The organism is Bacillus sp. NEAU-242-2 (assembly GCF_027853835.1).
GTDB classification, from domain to species: Bacteria; Bacillota; Bacilli; order Bacillales; family Bacillaceae; genus Bacillus; species Bacillus velezensis.
The window spans coordinates 505,197-520,929 of sequence record NZ_JAPNNY010000002.1 but is presented as its reverse complement, the minus strand read 5'-3'; the positions used below and the strand labels follow the sequence as shown (position 1 = coordinate 520,929).

14 protein-coding genes and 1 pseudogene are annotated in these 15,733 nt (G+C 46.7%); 6 read left to right on the top strand and 9 right to left on the bottom strand.

Translation table 11 applies throughout. The features are described from left to right. Window position 1 precedes the first annotated feature (1 nt). The 6 genes from rbsD to OWN49_RS07525 form a co-directional block, all read right to left on the bottom strand. Window positions 2-397: a D-ribose pyranase gene (gene rbsD / locus OWN49_RS07550; protein WP_176283574.1), complete on the bottom strand. Its 396-nt coding sequence runs from the start codon at window positions 395-397 to the stop codon at window positions 2-4. Continuing rightward, entirely contained in the window at window positions 394-1,275 is an 882-nt protein-coding gene (rbsK, locus tag OWN49_RS07545) for a ribokinase (protein WP_176283573.1), read from the bottom strand. Before rbsK ends, rbsD begins: the two co-directional genes overlap by 4 nt. Continuing rightward, complete coding sequence (locus OWN49_RS07540; RefSeq protein WP_176283572.1) at window positions 1,268-2,257, bottom strand: LacI family DNA-binding transcriptional regulator; 990 nt, start codon at window positions 2,255-2,257, stop codon at window positions 1,268-1,270. The genes rbsK and OWN49_RS07540 overlap by 8 nt, the downstream gene beginning before the upstream one ends. Window positions 2,258-2,350: 93 nt before the next feature. Continuing rightward, a complete protein-coding gene (locus tag OWN49_RS07535; protein ID WP_025853562.1) occupies window positions 2,351-3,484 on the bottom strand; it encodes a Ger(x)C family spore germination protein in 1,134 nt (377 codons plus the stop codon). Beyond that, a complete protein-coding gene (locus tag OWN49_RS07530) occupies window positions 3,474-4,565 on the bottom strand; it encodes a GerAB/ArcD/ProY family transporter (RefSeq protein ID WP_071392385.1) in 1,092 nt (363 codons plus the stop codon). The genes OWN49_RS07535 and OWN49_RS07530 overlap by 11 nt, the downstream gene beginning before the upstream one ends. Then, the gene (locus tag OWN49_RS07525; protein WP_077722948.1) at window positions 4,555-6,024 is read right to left on the bottom strand and encodes a spore germination protein; all 1,470 of its coding nucleotides are present in this window, start codon (window positions 6,022-6,024) and stop codon (window positions 4,555-4,557) included. Before OWN49_RS07525 ends, OWN49_RS07530 begins: the two co-directional genes overlap by 11 nt. 739 nt (window positions 6,025-6,763) lie before the next feature. Between OWN49_RS07525 and pgsB the strand changes: the two genes are divergently transcribed. From pgsB to OWN49_RS07500, 5 genes are all read left to right on the top strand, one after another. Further along, window positions 6,764-7,945: a poly-gamma-glutamate synthase PgsB gene (gene pgsB / locus OWN49_RS07520; RefSeq protein ID WP_003151337.1), complete on the top strand. Its 1,182-nt coding sequence runs from the start codon at window positions 6,764-6,766 to the stop codon at window positions 7,943-7,945. Window positions 7,946-7,959: 14 nt separating this feature from the next. Next, window positions 7,960-8,409: a poly-gamma-glutamate biosynthesis protein PgsC gene (gene pgsC, locus OWN49_RS07515; protein WP_003151340.1), complete on the top strand. Its 450-nt coding sequence runs from the start codon at window positions 7,960-7,962 to the stop codon at window positions 8,407-8,409. Between the two features lie 18 nt (window positions 8,410-8,427). Beyond that, a complete protein-coding gene (locus OWN49_RS07510; protein ID WP_176283571.1) occupies window positions 8,428-9,576 on the top strand; it encodes a CapA family protein in 1,149 nt (382 codons plus the stop codon). A gap of 7 nt (window positions 9,577-9,583) precedes the next feature. After that, window positions 9,584-9,745 carry a hypothetical protein gene (locus OWN49_RS07505; protein WP_003151344.1) on the top strand — a complete coding sequence of 54 codons (162 nt, stop codon included), beginning with the start codon at window positions 9,584-9,586 and terminating at the stop codon, window positions 9,743-9,745. A gap of 149 nt (window positions 9,746-9,894) precedes the next feature. Next, window positions 9,895-11,130, top strand: a complete 1,236-nt coding sequence (locus OWN49_RS07500) for a C40 family peptidase (RefSeq protein WP_025853559.1) — start codon at window positions 9,895-9,897, stop codon at window positions 11,128-11,130. Window positions 11,131-11,168: 38 nt separating this feature from the next. On the opposite strand, the pseudogene OWN49_RS07495 reads toward OWN49_RS07500, so the two are convergent. From OWN49_RS07495 to OWN49_RS07485, 3 genes and pseudogenes are all read right to left on the bottom strand, one after another. After that, window positions 11,169-11,891, bottom strand: a pseudogene (locus tag OWN49_RS07495) (sunset domain-containing protein). 106 nt (window positions 11,892-11,997) lie between these two features. After that, entirely contained in the window at window positions 11,998-12,855 is an 858-nt protein-coding gene (locus OWN49_RS07490; protein WP_025853558.1) for a Cof-type HAD-IIB family hydrolase, read from the bottom strand. A 154-nt stretch (window positions 12,856-13,009) separates the two neighbouring features. Further along, the gene (locus tag OWN49_RS07485; protein ID WP_003151348.1) at window positions 13,010-13,996 is read right to left on the bottom strand and encodes an LCP family protein; all 987 of its coding nucleotides are present in this window, start codon (window positions 13,994-13,996) and stop codon (window positions 13,010-13,012) included. A gap of 304 nt (window positions 13,997-14,300) precedes the next feature. Between OWN49_RS07485 and OWN49_RS07480 the strand changes: the two genes are divergently transcribed. Continuing rightward, complete coding sequence (locus OWN49_RS07480) at window positions 14,301-15,677, top strand: sugar porter family MFS transporter (RefSeq protein ID WP_077722946.1); 1,377 nt, start codon at window positions 14,301-14,303, stop codon at window positions 15,675-15,677. Window positions 15,678-15,733: the final 56 nt, after the last annotated feature.

The window sequence follows — 15,733 nt, the reverse complement described above, 5'->3', positions numbered from 1 at the left end:
TCTAGAAAATCACACCCGCCTGCAGGATGCAGTTGGCGTATGGTGTCATTTCACCCGTTCGGATGACGGCTTTTGCTTTCTGTGTGAGCCGTTTGAATTCCGTGTGGGGCATGTACTCGATCGTCTGCGCTGAGAAATGGCTTTCTATGAAACTTGCATTCTCAGGATTTTCGTCTTTGATCTCGGAAGCGGCTATCACCTTTTCGACTGCCATCTCCCCGGCTATCAGGCTGGTCACATCCCGAAAGGCGGGAACGCCCGCCGTTAAAGACAAATCAATTTTAGGGACGCCGTCAGGGACGGGGAGACCCGCATCGGCGATTGCGATGAGGTCTGTATGCCCGAGATCGGCTAATACTTTGGCAATGTGGCTGTTTAACATTCCGTGTTTTTTCATGACAGCAGCTCCTCAACTTCTTTTCTGGCCGGCATCCCGCCTTGGGCGCCGAAGTGCTGCACGGACAGGGAGGCGGCGCGGTTGGCAAACAGGAGCGCTTGCTCGATGTCCCGTCCTTCCGCGAGTGCGACGGCAAGTGCCGCATTAAAGGTATCGCCGGCTCCCGTCGTGTCGACCGCTTCTGCAGGGAAGCCGGGAACAAGCCGTTCCGCGGTGCCGTCTGAGTAGCGTACGCCTTGTTTTCCTTCGGTAATGAACAGTTTGCCGGGATAGCCGGCGAGCGCTTCTTCTTTCGTCCGGTCAGGAAATAAAATGGATGCTTCATGTTCGTTCGGCGTAAGATATGCGGCATTCTCAATTGTCGATTGTTTCAGCGGCCGGGCCGGCGCGGGATTCAGGATAACCGGAATTTGCTGCGCGCGGCAGTAGCTGCACACTTCTTCAACGGTTTCTTCAGGAATCTCCTGCTGGATCAGCACGATATCAATGACGGAAAGTTTTTCCAGCGCACTTTTGGCATAATCGGGGGAGATGTCATCGTTTGCGCCTTTTACGACGACGATGCTGTTGTCTCCTTCTGCGAGCACAATATGAGCCGTTCCGCTTTTTTTATGTGTAACCGTTTCCATATAGTCCGTATTGACACCGTTTGCCTTCAGGTTTTCAATAATCGCTTTTCCGTAGCTGTCACTGCCAGCTTTTCCTACCATATATACGTTCGCGCCCAGACGGGAAGCGGCTACGGCCTGGTTTGCGCCTTTTCCCCCGGGCACGGTTTGAAAGTCTGTGCCCAGTACGGTTTCCCCGGCTTTCGGACGCCGTTCGGATGTGACGACCAGATCCATAGAACAGCTTCCGATAACACAAATTTCACTCATGGTGATCATCCTTTCTCGTCGTTTGTCTTCTTATGTAAGTCACGGGTAGTTGAATGGCCGTCTCTTTCGGCGGCTCTTTCTTTATCAATTGCAGCAGCAGGTTTGCCGCTTGTTTTCCCATCTCATATGCAGGCTGGCGGATGGTTGAAAGCGGCGGAAACAAAAGCCTGCTCTGCGGAATATCGTCGTATCCGATGATCTGAATCTCCTCCGGAACTTTTTTGCCGAGCCGCAGCGCCTCATGGAGGACGGCAGCCGCCGCAATATCGTTGCTGGCAATGACTCCGTCGGTTTCCGGGTATGCTGCAAACAATTTTTCTGCTAAAACGGCGGCATCCTTGATGGAAAATGAAGCAGCGGAGATGACATTGAACTGCGCGCCCGCTTTTTGCAGCACATCAAGTGCGCCGTTAAAACGTTCCTGAGCGGTCGGAAGGTGGCCTGGGCCTTTAACAAGCGTGATGCTTGTGCTTTTGCCGCAAAGCATTTCCTCAGCCGCCCGTTTTCCGCCTGCCCGCCCGTCACTGAATACGGATGGGGCGCCTTCTTTTGTCCGGTCCAGAAATACGACCGGGTAAAGGCTGCCGCTGTATTCGGGAAGGTCGGGGTAATGGGTGGCCGCCAAAATACCGGCAACTTGATTTTGTTTAAATGTTTGCAGGTAGTCGAGTTCTTTTTCCAATTCTTCATCGCTGTTGCCGATGATCAGCCGGTATCCTTCCCGCTGCAGCTCGTCTTCAGCGCCGCGGGCAAGCTGCGGGAAAAAGGGGTTCGTAATATCCGGAAGCAAAAGCCCGACCAGTCTGGATTCTCTTTTATAAAGAGAGCGGGCAACTTCATTCGGATAATAATTCAGCTTCTCCATGGCAAGCATGACCTTCGTTCGTGTATCTTCATGCACGTAGCCGTTGTCATTGAGGACACGCGAGACCGTGGCAACAGAGACGCCGGCAGCGGCTGCGACATCTTTAATCGTTGCCAACAAACACTCCTCCTTCATTTATGTAACCGTTTACACAAAAAGAGTACCACGAATCATTTCGGTTGGCAACAAAAAAAGAGACCGGGGTCTCTTTTAGTTCACGATGCCGATTTGCGAGATATTCACTTTGATATCAGGGACGATTTCGATGGAAGGGTAGACCTCACGCCAATTGAGCCGCTTGCCCCGCTCATAATAATGGGTTTGATATTTCCGGCCGATGCCGAGGATATCCGAGTTGTGCTCCTGAATATGGCTGATCACCGATCTGGCCTGGCTGTTCAAATTTGCTGATGCTTGTTTGTTCATTTGGTTGATTGCCGTATAAGAATTCAGCTTGTCCTTCGGATATTCCAAGACGCGTGCGTTCAGCTTTAAACGGATTTTCACTTTTATATGCTGCGGATCTGTATCTATAAATACAATCTTTCGCGTGGCATCCGTGATGCCGAGAGAAAGATAATTTTCAATATCCATTTTGTATTTGTCCCACAGCTTCAGATTAATATTAGCCGATTTATTAAATTGCCCGCTTAAAAGGGTCAGGAGGGTCGAATCCTGACCGAGCACCTCAGTCACTTTCCGCTGGCCGCTGAACAGGGCAGAACCCTCTACCTTTATCGTCTGTCCGTTAATCGATAAATAAGGAAGGGCGAAATCCTTATCAGCCGTCAGCATGCTTGAACGGATGGATTGCAAATTTTCCATGCTGATATTTGATTCCGCATTAGCGCTTGTTAATAAATTCGTTAAATACTTGCTGACGATCAATTTCTGCCGGACGATCAGCTTCAGCACTTCAATCGCCTCGCCGTCTTTTACAACCGCCGGATGAGCGAGAAGCGGACTTTTCGGATCTCTGTAAAAGACATCGAGATAAGGAAAAAGCGGTTTTTCCGCCATTTTCTCACCGATTAATAAGACTCTTTGCTTGGACGTGTCAATGCGCTGGTCGACAAGCTTATCCAATTGAAACCGCGCTTCACGGATGGTGTGCCCGGAAGCGCTGAGCACCGTCGTAATGAATGAGCCGCCCGTTTCCTGTTCCGCCTGGGAGGACTGAACCTTCCGATAGGTGATGGCGATTTTATTTTTACCGTCCTGATCAACATCAAGGCTTGCGGTCAGCACGAGAGAAATATCTTTCAGCAAATTTTGATCCCAGCAGCCCGCAAGTGTCAGGCTTGCGCACATGAGACTGATAAGAACCGCTTTTTTAATGCGCATGGCGGACACCCTTTTTGCGTACAAGGACAATCAATACCATAAACAACGGAAACAAATACACAAACACAATATCGGAAATGCGGAAAAACTGATCCAGCTGCTGTATCGTTTTATCTGTGCTTGTGGCCCAAATAGACAGAAGGAAGACGAGCAGGGCCGGCGGATAAACAAACCGGCTGTGATCTTTTTGATTGAACAGCTTGGCGATGCCGGTGCTTGCCAAGTAAAACACGTTGGCCAGCGTTGAAAAGACGGTCACGAACCAAAACGTCAAAAAGAGCAGATCCGTCCGTTCGATAATTCTGAATGAAACGGTTTTTAACAGGTACAGCACAGGCTCCGGGATCATTTTTATTTCTTCGGGGCTGATGGTGACAAAGCAAGTAAGAGTGATATACAGGTAATAAAGGATAATCAAGCCGTTTGAAATCGTCAGTATTTTGTAGCGCTGGCTGACGGTGCAGTTGATTAGGGGCCCGATCACAAGCGCCGCCTGAAAGCCGGTAATGCTGACAAGTGTTTGCTGCACCCCGGTCAGCATGTCTTTTGCGGTTCCGTGAAAAATCGGCATAATGTATGTGATATCGGCTTTTCCCAGCGTGTATAAAAGCGGCAGAGAGATCAGCAGCAAAAACGGCGTTAAAATAAAGCTGAACCTCGCGATCGCATTCAGCGGAGCTTGGGCAATATAGACAGAACCGAGGATCAGCATTAGGCTGATCACCCAATTCGGAGTCTGAGGGAGCACCCAGATATCCAATATCCGTGTAAATACAGAAAGAATGAGCGTGCAGAGGAACGCGAAATATAAAATATACAGCACCTGCACCCCTTTGCCGGCAAGTGTTCCGAACACCTCTTCCAGCATTTCGTACAGGTTCAGCTTCGGAAACCGGTGGAATAATATCATATACAGGCTGAATGTAAGCTGGACGAGCAATCCGGTAAGCAGAATGGAAATCCACCCGCTGCTTCCCGATTTCATCATCAGTAAATGGGGCAGCGCCAAAATGCCGATGCTGATCTGCGTCTGATTAATGAAAAACACGCCTTGAAGCCGGCTTATTTTTTTAGGCTTCATCTTTTCTCCACCCCCGAACATGTTTCATCTGCTTTGAGTCTTGCGGTCTCAAATAAAAAGGCCTTCTTTTAATAAACCAAGCCGGCAGCCGGATAAATGCATCCTTTAAGTCACTGAAATGAAACGGCGTCAGAGATGATAAATACGGAACGCCGAGGGATTCAAGCTTGCACAGGTTCATCAGAATAAGTCCGAAGCCGAATGCGATGCCGATAAAACCGAACGAGGATGCCAGAAACATAAGCGGAAATCTGAGCGTTCGAATGGACGTGCTCATTTCATATGAAGGAAGCACAAAAGAAGAAACGGCCGTAACGGCCACGACGATAATCATCATATTAGAAATGAGTCCCGCCTGAACGACTGCGTCACCGATCACGAGACCGCCGACAATGCCGATCGTCTGACTGATCGGTTTCGGCAGCCTGATACCGGCTTCGCGGATCAGCTCAATCGTAATCTCCATAATCATGGCCTCTATCAGCGGAGGGAAGGGAATATCAACAATCGAATTTTTCATGGTGATAATCAAATCGTTGGGAATGACTTCAAAATGAAACGCAATCAGCGCGATATAAAAAGCGGGCAGTGTAATCGCGATCATAAAGGCGAAAAATCTCAGCACTCTCAAAAAACTGGCGGAAATCCACCTCGTGCTGTAGTCATCCGGCGATTGAAAAAAGGAAAAGAACGTGATCGGCGCAATCAAGGCCGACGGGCTGCCATCCATCATGATCAGCACACAGCCTTCCATCACGCATGCTTTTGCTTTATCCGGCCGTTCCGTATGAACGATCTGCGGAAAAATGGAAAACGAATTATCTTCTATCGACTCCTCGATAATTCCGGGCGCAAGCACGCTGTCTATACGCAGGTATGACAGGCGCCGCTTCACTTCCTCCACAATCTCCGGATTGGCGATATTCTCAACAAAGATAACCGCAACCTTTGATTTGGCTCTTTCCCCGATATCCATATAATGAACGGAGAGATGGCGGTCCTGTATGTGAAACCGCAGCTGATGAATGTTCGTTTCCAAACTTTCCACAAACCCGTCATGGGCGCCGCGGACGATACTTTCAGATTCGGGTTCCATAATGGAACGCAGCGGATTCTGCCCGACGGAAAACAGCTTCGCTTTCCTTGACGCATCGCTGAGAAAAACAACCTGGCCTGCCAAAATCCCGTCAATGAGTTTTCTGGTTTCATCCGTTTCCGCACTGCTGACGGCATTCATCGTTTCCTCAAGCGGACCGTTCTGCAGGGTGTCGCTTAACAGAAACTCATTCAGCTTCTGTTCTTCTATCATTTGTTCAATATAAAAGAAAGCGGTATGACGGTCCTGCAGTTTGATCCTTCGTATTTTAAAATCGCCGCAAACACACATCAGCTCCTGCATTTTCCGTACAGCCGATTCAAAATCGCCGGGAATCCGTTTGTTTTGTTTATCCGCAGACATCAGACCGCCTCCTTTCCCGGTTATCTGTAGTTTTCAGCGGGTATTCCTTTTTTATGCATTTTATAAATTAAAGGAATTTCTTGATACTGCTTGCTTTTTTCCATGAACTTCACAATTATGGATGAACTTTTCTTGAACGAATATAAAGATTTATTAAAATTATTTCAAAAGAGTGATAAATGTCCTGTAAATGCTTTAAAAGGAGATAGGCTTTCCGCATATAAAATGTGTATTTCTTGTAAACACTCCGGACCCGTCTTTTTCTGTCACGTACCAGTCATTCCGCTAGTTATTTTGGAATGGGACTGAAAGCAGGATACGGGGGAAAAATGAATGACTTTAAGACCTTATCCTTAACAAAACAGGCAGTCTGCATACAGCGGACATAGAGTCCCGAAACGTATGCGCAGTGCGGAAAACGCTGATATAACAGGCTGTAAAAGATGGATTATCATTACATCTTTTTCTTCCGGAACGCGTATAGTCCCATTGGTCCAAATGAATTTCTGTGTGGAAATGTAAACGCATTCATTTTTCTTTTGAAAAATTGAAGTAAGGTTGAAGTCCTGCCTATTCCCAAAAAAAGCAATTCGATCATAGGAAGAATAGCGTCACTAATAGAGAAGTTTGGCTCAGTGAAAGCGGGAAGATTATGTTACATAATGCCGATTGAGAATTCATAGTGAAGCTATATACTGATGAATGAATTTATCAATACAGAAGGAGATGTCAAAAATCAATGTGGTTACTCATTATAGCCTGTGCTGCCGTACTAATCATCGGAATCATTGAAAAAAGGCGGCATCAGAAGAATATCGATGCTCTGCCAGTACGCGTCAATATTAATGGTATCCGCGGAAAGTCAACCGTAACGAGGCTGACGACCGGAATACTGATGGAGGCGGGCTACAAAACAGTCGGAAAAACGACGGGAACAGATGCAAGGATGATCTATTGGGATACACCTGAGGAGAAACCGATCAAACGGAAACCGCAGGGCCCGAATATCGGCGAGCAAAAAGAAGTAATGAAGGAAACCGTAGAACGGGGCGCCAATGCCATTGTCAGTGAATGTATGGCGGTAAACCCGGATTATCAGATTATCTTTCAGGAAGAACTCCTTCAAGCCAACATCGGCGTCATCGTGAATGTGCTTGAAGACCATATGGATGTCATGGGGCCGACGCTTGATGAAATAGCTGAAGCTTTTACCGCGACGATACCGTATAACGGTCACCTTGTCATTACAGACAGTGAATACACAGACTTCTTTAAAGAAAAAGCCGCAGAGCGGAATACCGAGGTCATTATTGCGGATAACTCTAAAATTACAGATGAATACCTTCGAAAATTTGAATATATGGTCTTTCCTGATAACGCTTCCCTGGCGCTCGGCGTTGCCCAGGCTCTTGGGATAGATGAAGAAACGGCGTTTAAAGGAATGCTGAATGCGCCGCCTGATCCTGGCGCCATGAGAATCCTGCCGCTGCTCAGCACGAAGGAGCCCGGTCATTTCGTAAACGGCTTTGCCGCAAATGATGCATCTTCTACTTTAAATATATGGAAACGTGTAAAGGAAATCGGCTACCCGACAGATGAACCGATCGTCATCATGAACTGCCGCGCCGACCGTGTGGACAGAACGATTCAGTTCGCAAACGACGTGCTTCCGTACATTAAAACGAAGGAACTCATACTCATCGGCGAAACGACAGAACCGATCGTCAGAGCTTATGAAGAAGGCAAGATTCCTGCCGATACACTGCACGATCTGGAATATAAATCAACAGACGAAATCATGGACGTGCTGAAAACAAGAATGCAAAACCGTGTCATATATGGCGTCGGCAATATCCACGGTTCAGCGGAACCATTAATTGAAAAAATCCAAGAGTATAAGGTGAAACAGCTCGTTAGCTAGGAGGAAAAGGATAAATGTTCGGATCAGATTTATACATTTCACTTATTTTAGGCGTGTTAATCAGTTTAATTTTCGCGGAAAAAACAGGTATCGTACCTGCCGGTTTAGTCGTGCCGGGTTATTTAGGGCTCGTTTTTAACCAGCCGGTCTTTATTTTACTCGTATTGTTAGTGAGTCTTCTTACATACGTGATCGTCAAATACGGTTTATCCAGATTTATGATTTTGTACGGACGCAGAAAATTCGCAGCTATGCTGATAACGGGAATCTGCTTAAAAATCGCCCTTGATTTTCTTTACCCGATCGTACCGTTTGAGATATCAGAATTCCGCGGAATCGGTATCATCGTACCGGGTCTGATCGCCAATACCATTCAGAAACAGGGATTAACGATTACATTCGCCAGCACGCTGTTCTTAAGCGGCGCAACTTTTGCCATTATGTTTGCTTACTACTTAATCTAATGTAAGGTGTGTCAAACGATGAAAAAACAATTAAGCTTTCAAGAAAAACTGCTGAAGCTGACCAAACAGCAGAAAAAGAAGACCAATCTTCACGTTTTTATCGCGCTGCCGATCGTCTTTTGCCTGATGTTCGTCTGCATCCTGACAGGGAAGGCGGAAACGCCGAGTGTGAAAAGAAATGCCGATGACCTTGTATCAGCTTCATTCGTCGGAGATATTATGATGGGCCGGAATGTCGAGAAAGTGACAAAGCATAAAGGCACGGAGAGTGTCTTCCGTTACGCAAAGCCATTCTTCGAAGCATCCGACTATGTGTCGGGGAACTTTGAAAACCCGGTTACATATAAAAAGAACTACAAAGAAGCAGAAAAAAATATCCACCTTCAGTCAAACAAAGATGCCGTAAAAGTATTGAAGGACATGAATTTCACCGTTCTCACGGCAGCCAACAACCATGCGATGGATTACGGCCCTCAAGGAATGCGGGATACGGTTGAAGAGTTTTCAAAGCAAAATCTTGAACTTGTCGGAGCGGGCCTCACGCTGAAGGAAGCCGAGCAGAACATTTCTTATCAAGATGTAAACGGAATCAAAATCGCAACACTGGGTTTCACTGATGTTTCCGGAAAAGGTTTTGCAGCTAAACGAAATGCGCCGGGTGTGCTTCCGGCCGATCCAGAGCTGTTTATTCCGATGATTTCTAAAGCCAAAAAGAAAGCCGATCTTGTCATTGTTCAAACACACTGGGGACAGGAATACGATAATGATCCGAATGACAGACAGCGCCAATTGGCAAGAGCAATGTCAGATGCCGGAGCGGATATTATCGTCGGACACCATCCGCACGTGCTGGAACCGATCGAAATGTACCACGGCACCGTTATTTTCTACAGCCTGGGCAACTTCGTATTTGACCAGGGGTGGACAAGAACGAGAGACACGGCGCTTGTTCAATATCATCTGCAGAAAAACGGCACGGGACGCTTTGAAGTCATGCCGATGAACATTCATGAAGCAACGCCTGCACCGGTTAAAAAAGGCAGCATCAATCATAAAACGATCGTACGTGAACTGACGAAAGAATCGAATTTCAAGTGGAGCGTCAAGGATGGAAAATTAACGTTTGATGTGGATCACAGCGATATCTTAAAAAAGAAAGCGGAGTGAAAAACAAATGAAAATCATTAAAGCAGGATGGCCGTTTGCCGCGATCATTATGGTATTTATGTTTATGTCTGCGTTTAAATACAATGATCAGCTCACAGATCAGGAAAAACAAAAAATTGACACGGAAATGCAAAAAATTCAGCAAGAGGACACAGCGGGCGCAAAATAAGCTCATGATTCCGCTTGCCGGCATATTGTTTGTTCCGAATCCAGTAAAGAATGCCCATATCGGGCATTCTTTTTTTTGTGCTCTCCTAAACATTTGTTAAAAGTTACCGATGTAAAAACTACTAAAAATGAGGAGAGTGAATAGAAAACATGCTCACAAGCTGGAGGAAGTACATCCTTGCCGGCCTTATGATTTGTCTTGTGGCACCTGCAGTAACGAGAACGGAAATTGCCGAAGCGGATTCTCAAGTTTCTGTCCTGATCGTTTCAGACGCGCAAAAACTTGTCGGAAATAAATATGTTTACGGAGGCGAAGAGCCTGAGGACGGTTTTGATCCGTCCGGATTGATGCATTATCTTTTCAGCAGGCAGAACATCCATCTGCCGAGAACGGTCAGTGATCAATGGAAAGTCGGAGCCGCCGTCAAAGAAAATGACCTTTTACCGGGAGATCTTGTGTTTTTCAAAAAGTCGGATTCAACACAAAATACGCCTGTCCATGACGGTCTGTATATCGGAAACGGAGAGATGATACACAGTTCTCCGTCAGAAGGCGTAACCGTCACACGCTTTCAAAAAAGCAGTTATTGGATGAATTTATATCTTGGCGCAAAGCGGATGACAAAAGATCCGGAACTGGCTGATGATCCGATCGTTCAGGAGGCAGCCCGTTACCTCGACATTCCGTATGTATTCGGCGGAAGCACGCCCGAGGCGGGATTCGACTGTTCGGGTCTGGTCCAATATGTTTTTGAAAACAAGCTTCACATTTACCTGCCGAGATCTGCGGAACAGCAGTGGCTGGTCGGTGAGAAAATCAAACTGAGCGACATAAAGCCCGGGGACGTGATTTATTTCAGCGACACGTATAAAAAAGGAATTTCCCATGCGGGCATTTATGCGGGAGAGGGAAGGTTCATCCAAGCAAGCCGCTCCGAAAAAGTCACCATTTCTTACTTGGCGGAAGATTATTGGAAAAAACATTTCACAGGGGTGCGCCGATTCAGCAATTTAGCCATTTCTAAAGACAATCCCGTTGTGTCCACAGCGGCCGATCATATCGGAATTTCTTATCTGAAAGGCGGCGTTTCACCGGAAACCGGCTTTGATACGGCGGGATTTGTTCAATACATCTATCAAAAAGCGAAAGGAATCAGCCTGCCGCGTTATGCCGACAAGCAGATGCAGGCGGGCGTTCCGGTCGATAAACAAGATCTGAAGCCCGGCGATCTGGTCTTCTTTAAAGCGGAAAGCCTGAATCCGGCCATTTATATCGGGAACGGACAAGTGATTCATGTCACCGTCTCCGCAGGCGTTACCATAACAAATATGAACACAAGCGCTTATTGGAAGGACAAATATGCGGGCGGCATCCGGCTTCCGTAAAAAAAGACGTCAGAGAGTGTCTCTGACGTCTTTTTCTTTTACCGTTTCGGCGCTCTGTATCCGGCCGCTACCGCATCCTCTACAGAACAGAACATTTCCGCGGGATCTGTCGTCCGGTCATAGTAAGTACTTCCCGGTGTGTGATAAATGCCGTTCCGGCTGCCTTTAATGTCGCATCCCTGTGAGGTGCCGGCTGCTTTCGTTTCGGCATGTCCGCCGGAGGAAGGGGCGTTGTTTTGCGCCGTTTCCGCGTTTTCGGATTTTGTTTCTGCTTTCTGCCGCTTTAAAGTTTTATTTTCTGACTGAAGCGTTTCAGCGGTCTTTTCGAGCTTTTTATGTGAATTTTTTAATTTCTCATTGTCTTGTTTGAGTGATTTGTTTGTTTTTTTCAGCTCGCTTATCTCTTGGCTGAGTTTGCTGAGTTTTTCTTCGTTGCCAGCTTCAGCTTCGGATTTCTCCTTTTCGGCCGCGGCACTGATGCTTTCATATTTTTTCTCAAGCGCCTGGTGTTCCTTCGTCAATTTTTGATAAGCGGTATCAAGGGTGCTGTATTTCTCCTCTGCCTTCACGGCCGAGGCGTCCGGCTCTGCGAGGGATGCACCGGTCAGAAGCAGGATAAATCCGCCGATGAGAAGAGGCCAAAACAGCTTTTTTGAAAAATGTTTTTCTTATTTTGCCGCTTTGCATATGAGATGAAACATTCCGTATCCGACTGCGCAGAGAAAAGCTAAAAATCCTATAATAGCGATTGCATTCGACATCATGAAACTCCTTTTTTCTTTATCTTACAATTTATTTTCAATTTTGGAAATTTCTTTTTTAGAAAACATGAAAAAGCCAGGCCGTGAAAGACCTGGCTTTTACCTTTTATTGCCCGTTGTCGAGAAGCCGGTTGATGAAATATGCGACGCCGTTTTCATCGTTGCTTTTTGTAATATACGTGCTTTTTTCTTTCAGTTCATCAATCGCATTGCCCATGGCGATGCGGTTTCCCGCCGCTTCAAACATGGAGAAATCATTCGGGCTGTCGCCGATGGCGTAAATATCCTGTTTTTCAATTCCGTACAGTGAGGCAAGCTCCGTCAGAGCACGTCCCTTTCCGGAACCGGCAGGGAGGATTTCGATAATGTGTTTTCCGGAAGATGTCTGGGATAATTTCGGATGATGTGTAATTTCTTCTTTGGCGTTTCTCAATTTTTCCATATCAAAAGAGAAACAAAGAAGCTTGTAAACATGTTCGTCTCCGTTAAAAATCGCCTGTATATCCTGTACGGGTTTAATGCCGAATTGTTTGAACTGCGTCTTTGCGCCCTCCCATAATGTCTGAATATCTTCCTTGGGATTGGCGCTTTTCAGAATGTCCAGTTCTGCCTGCAGTTTGGACTCGCCGTCAAACGGGGACAGCAGATGATCATCTGTATAGACCTCAAAGTAAATGTCTTTGTTCGTTAAATAAGCGGCGATATCCTTTCCGGCCTGCTGATCCATTAAGAGGCGGCTGACGAGGCGGTATCCTTTGTCATGGACTGTCCCGCCGTTTGCCGCAATGATCGGAATATCCAAATCCTTTAAGAGCGCTTTTACATCAAACGTGGCTCTGCCCGTGCAGATGGCCACGAGAATGCCCGCTTCATCCGCTCTTTGTAAAGCCGCTCTGTTTTCCGGAGAAATCACACTGTCCGAATTCAGTAATGTGCCGTCTAAGTCAATGGCTATCAATTTCATATGTATGGATGCCCTCCTTAAAAATAAAGCTGCTTCATGTAGTATGTTCAGCTTTGTGCGAAATCAGCAGAAAGCCGTCAGTTAAAAGGCTATACCTTCATGTCCTTTTTTTCAACAGAAAAACGGCGGGATTTGCTAATCCCGCCGTGACATCTTACGCGTCTAAATCATTTTTTAATTTCGTTTTTACTTCTTGAAGGTTTTCCTCATTCAGCTTGAAGTAATAAATATTTTTGCCGTACTGAGGAGTGTAAATGTAGCTGTCTGAACCTGTCAGCTGCAAAGAATTCACCGATTTCAGCGATGTGATAAACGGGAACAGACCGATGGCGTCATTAAGAGATAAGTTCATTTTCAAGTTTTTCCCTAAGCTGTCGACGATATCGTCATACGATGGGATCGAGCTTAACGATTTAGATTTTTTAATAATGGCGCTCAGCACTTCCATCTGTCTTTGTCCGCGCATCAGATCGGTGTCCGCTTTGCGTGTTCTTACATAAGCCAGTGCCTGCTCACCGTCAAGCGTCTGGACGCCCGGCTTCAGCACGACTTTTCCTTTTGTATCGACTTTAATACGATCGGCAATTTTCTGGCTTTTCACATTTACCGTAACGCCGTTCAACTCATTGACGACATCGCGGAACGCGTCGAAGTTGCTCTCAACCACATAATCTACCGGAATATCAAACATGTTTTCTACTGTTTTATAAGTTAAATTATAACCGCCGTAAGCATGTGCGTGCGCGAATTTGTCATAGCCGTGTCCCGGGATGTTGACATAGGAATCCCGCGGAATGCTGAGCATTGTCGCTGTTTTCTTTTTCCGGTTGAAGGTGACGAGCACGTTGGCGTCACTTCTTGCGTCATCTACTGATTCACCCTTATTGTCACGGGCGTCTATTCCTAAAAGCAATACGGTGAAAGAATCCTTCTTCGGGTCAAATTCTTTGATCCGTTTTACGGACTGGTCGCCGCGGTCAAGGCTGACGTGCGCTTCTTTGGTCGCATTATTCAATTTCACAAATGCGTAGGTGCCGACGGAACCGGCGATCACCAATAAGAAAGCGGCGAATACCAGTACAAATTTCACCCATTTTCTGAGGCGTCTTTTCTTTTTTCTGCGTTGAGATCGTTCTTCCATATCATTACCTCTCGTTTCTATTCTTTGTGAAGCGTACCATAATTGTTGACTCGGAGCAACTCTGCAAATGAGAAAATTCTAAATCTTTCTCTCTATTTCGACAACATCTACTGTTATTTTTGCATCAGGTTCACATTATATTGGACGGCAGGAAGCGGGAAATGTTTCGTCGCTTTGTGAAAAATAATCAGTAAAATAATGGATATTAACGGTGCGGAAGGTTTGAAACGATCGGAAACAGGCAAAAGAAGCAGTAGAACAATTCCGCGCGGATACAGCGTTGGATGAAGGGAGTCTATATAACATGAAAAGCATACACTCGAATAAATGGCTCTATTTTTTCGGCGCTCTCGGGGGCGCGTTATACGGATATGATACCGGAGTCATTTCCGGAGCTATTTTGTTTATGAAAAAAGAACTGGGATTGAACGCCTTTACAGAAGGCCTCGTCGTCAGTTCGTTATTGGCGGGGGCGATTCTCGGATCGGGATTCGCCGGCAAACTGACCGACCGGTTCGGCAGGCGGAAGGCCATCATGGGAGCGGCGCTGCTGTTTTGTATAGGCGGTTTAGGAGTCGCTTTTGCCCCGAATACAGGGGTGATGGTTCTTTTCCGGATTATTCTCGGACTTGCTGTCGGAACATCTACAACGATCGTCCCGCTCTATTTATCGGAGCTGGCTCCGAAGCATAAACGGGGGGCGCTTTCTTCGCTGAATCAGCTGATGATTACGGTCGGAATCCTCGTTTCTTATATCGTGAACTATATATTTGCCGATGCAGGCGCTTGGCGCTGGATGCTTGGACTTGCGGTTGTGCCGTCAGTCATTCTGCTGATCGGAATCTTATTTATGCCGGAAAGCCCGCGCTGGCTGTTTACGATCGGCAAAGAAGAGAAAGCAAGAGAAATCCTTTCATCATTGCGGGGAACGAAGAATATTGATGATGAGATTGATCAGATGAAAGAAGCGGAAAAGGAAAACGAAGGCGGCTTGAAAGAATTGTTTGAGCCGTGGGTGAGACCCGCGCTGATTGCCGGCCTCGGACTTGCCTTTTTGCAGCAATTCATCGGGACAAATACAATTATTTATTACGCACCGAAAACATTTACCAGTGTCGGGTTCGGCAATTCCGCGTCTATATTGGGAACGGTCGGAATCGGCGCCGTCAATGTCATCATGACGCTTGCGGCTATTAAAGTCATTGATAAGATCGGCCGGAAGCCGCTGCTGCTGGCCGGAAATGCGGGCATGGTCATCAGTCTGCTCGTATTGGCCGCGGTCAATCTTTTCTTTGAACATTCAGCAGCCGCATCATGGACAACGGTGATTTGTTTAGGCCTGTTTATCATTGTGTTTGCGGTCAGCTGGGGGCCTGCCGTGTGGGTCATGCTTCCTGAATTATTCCCGCTGCATGTCCGGGGTATCGGGACGGGTGTCTCCACTTTGATGCTGCATGCCGGAACATTGATTGTCTCATTAACCTATCCGATGCTAATGGAAGCAGTCGGCATCAGCTATTTATTTCTCATTTATGCCGCTATCGGAATAATGGCATTCCTGTTCGTCCGGTTTAAAGTGACCGAGACGAAGGGGAAAAGCCTTGAAGAAATTGAGCAGGATCTGAAAAGCCGTAACGGAGGCTCGGGATCAGAATCAAATCGGCGGACAGTTCATCTGTAATATTCAGTTTTAGGGGGGCGGTTATTCACCGGCCCCTCAAAACGGATGCGTGCGGG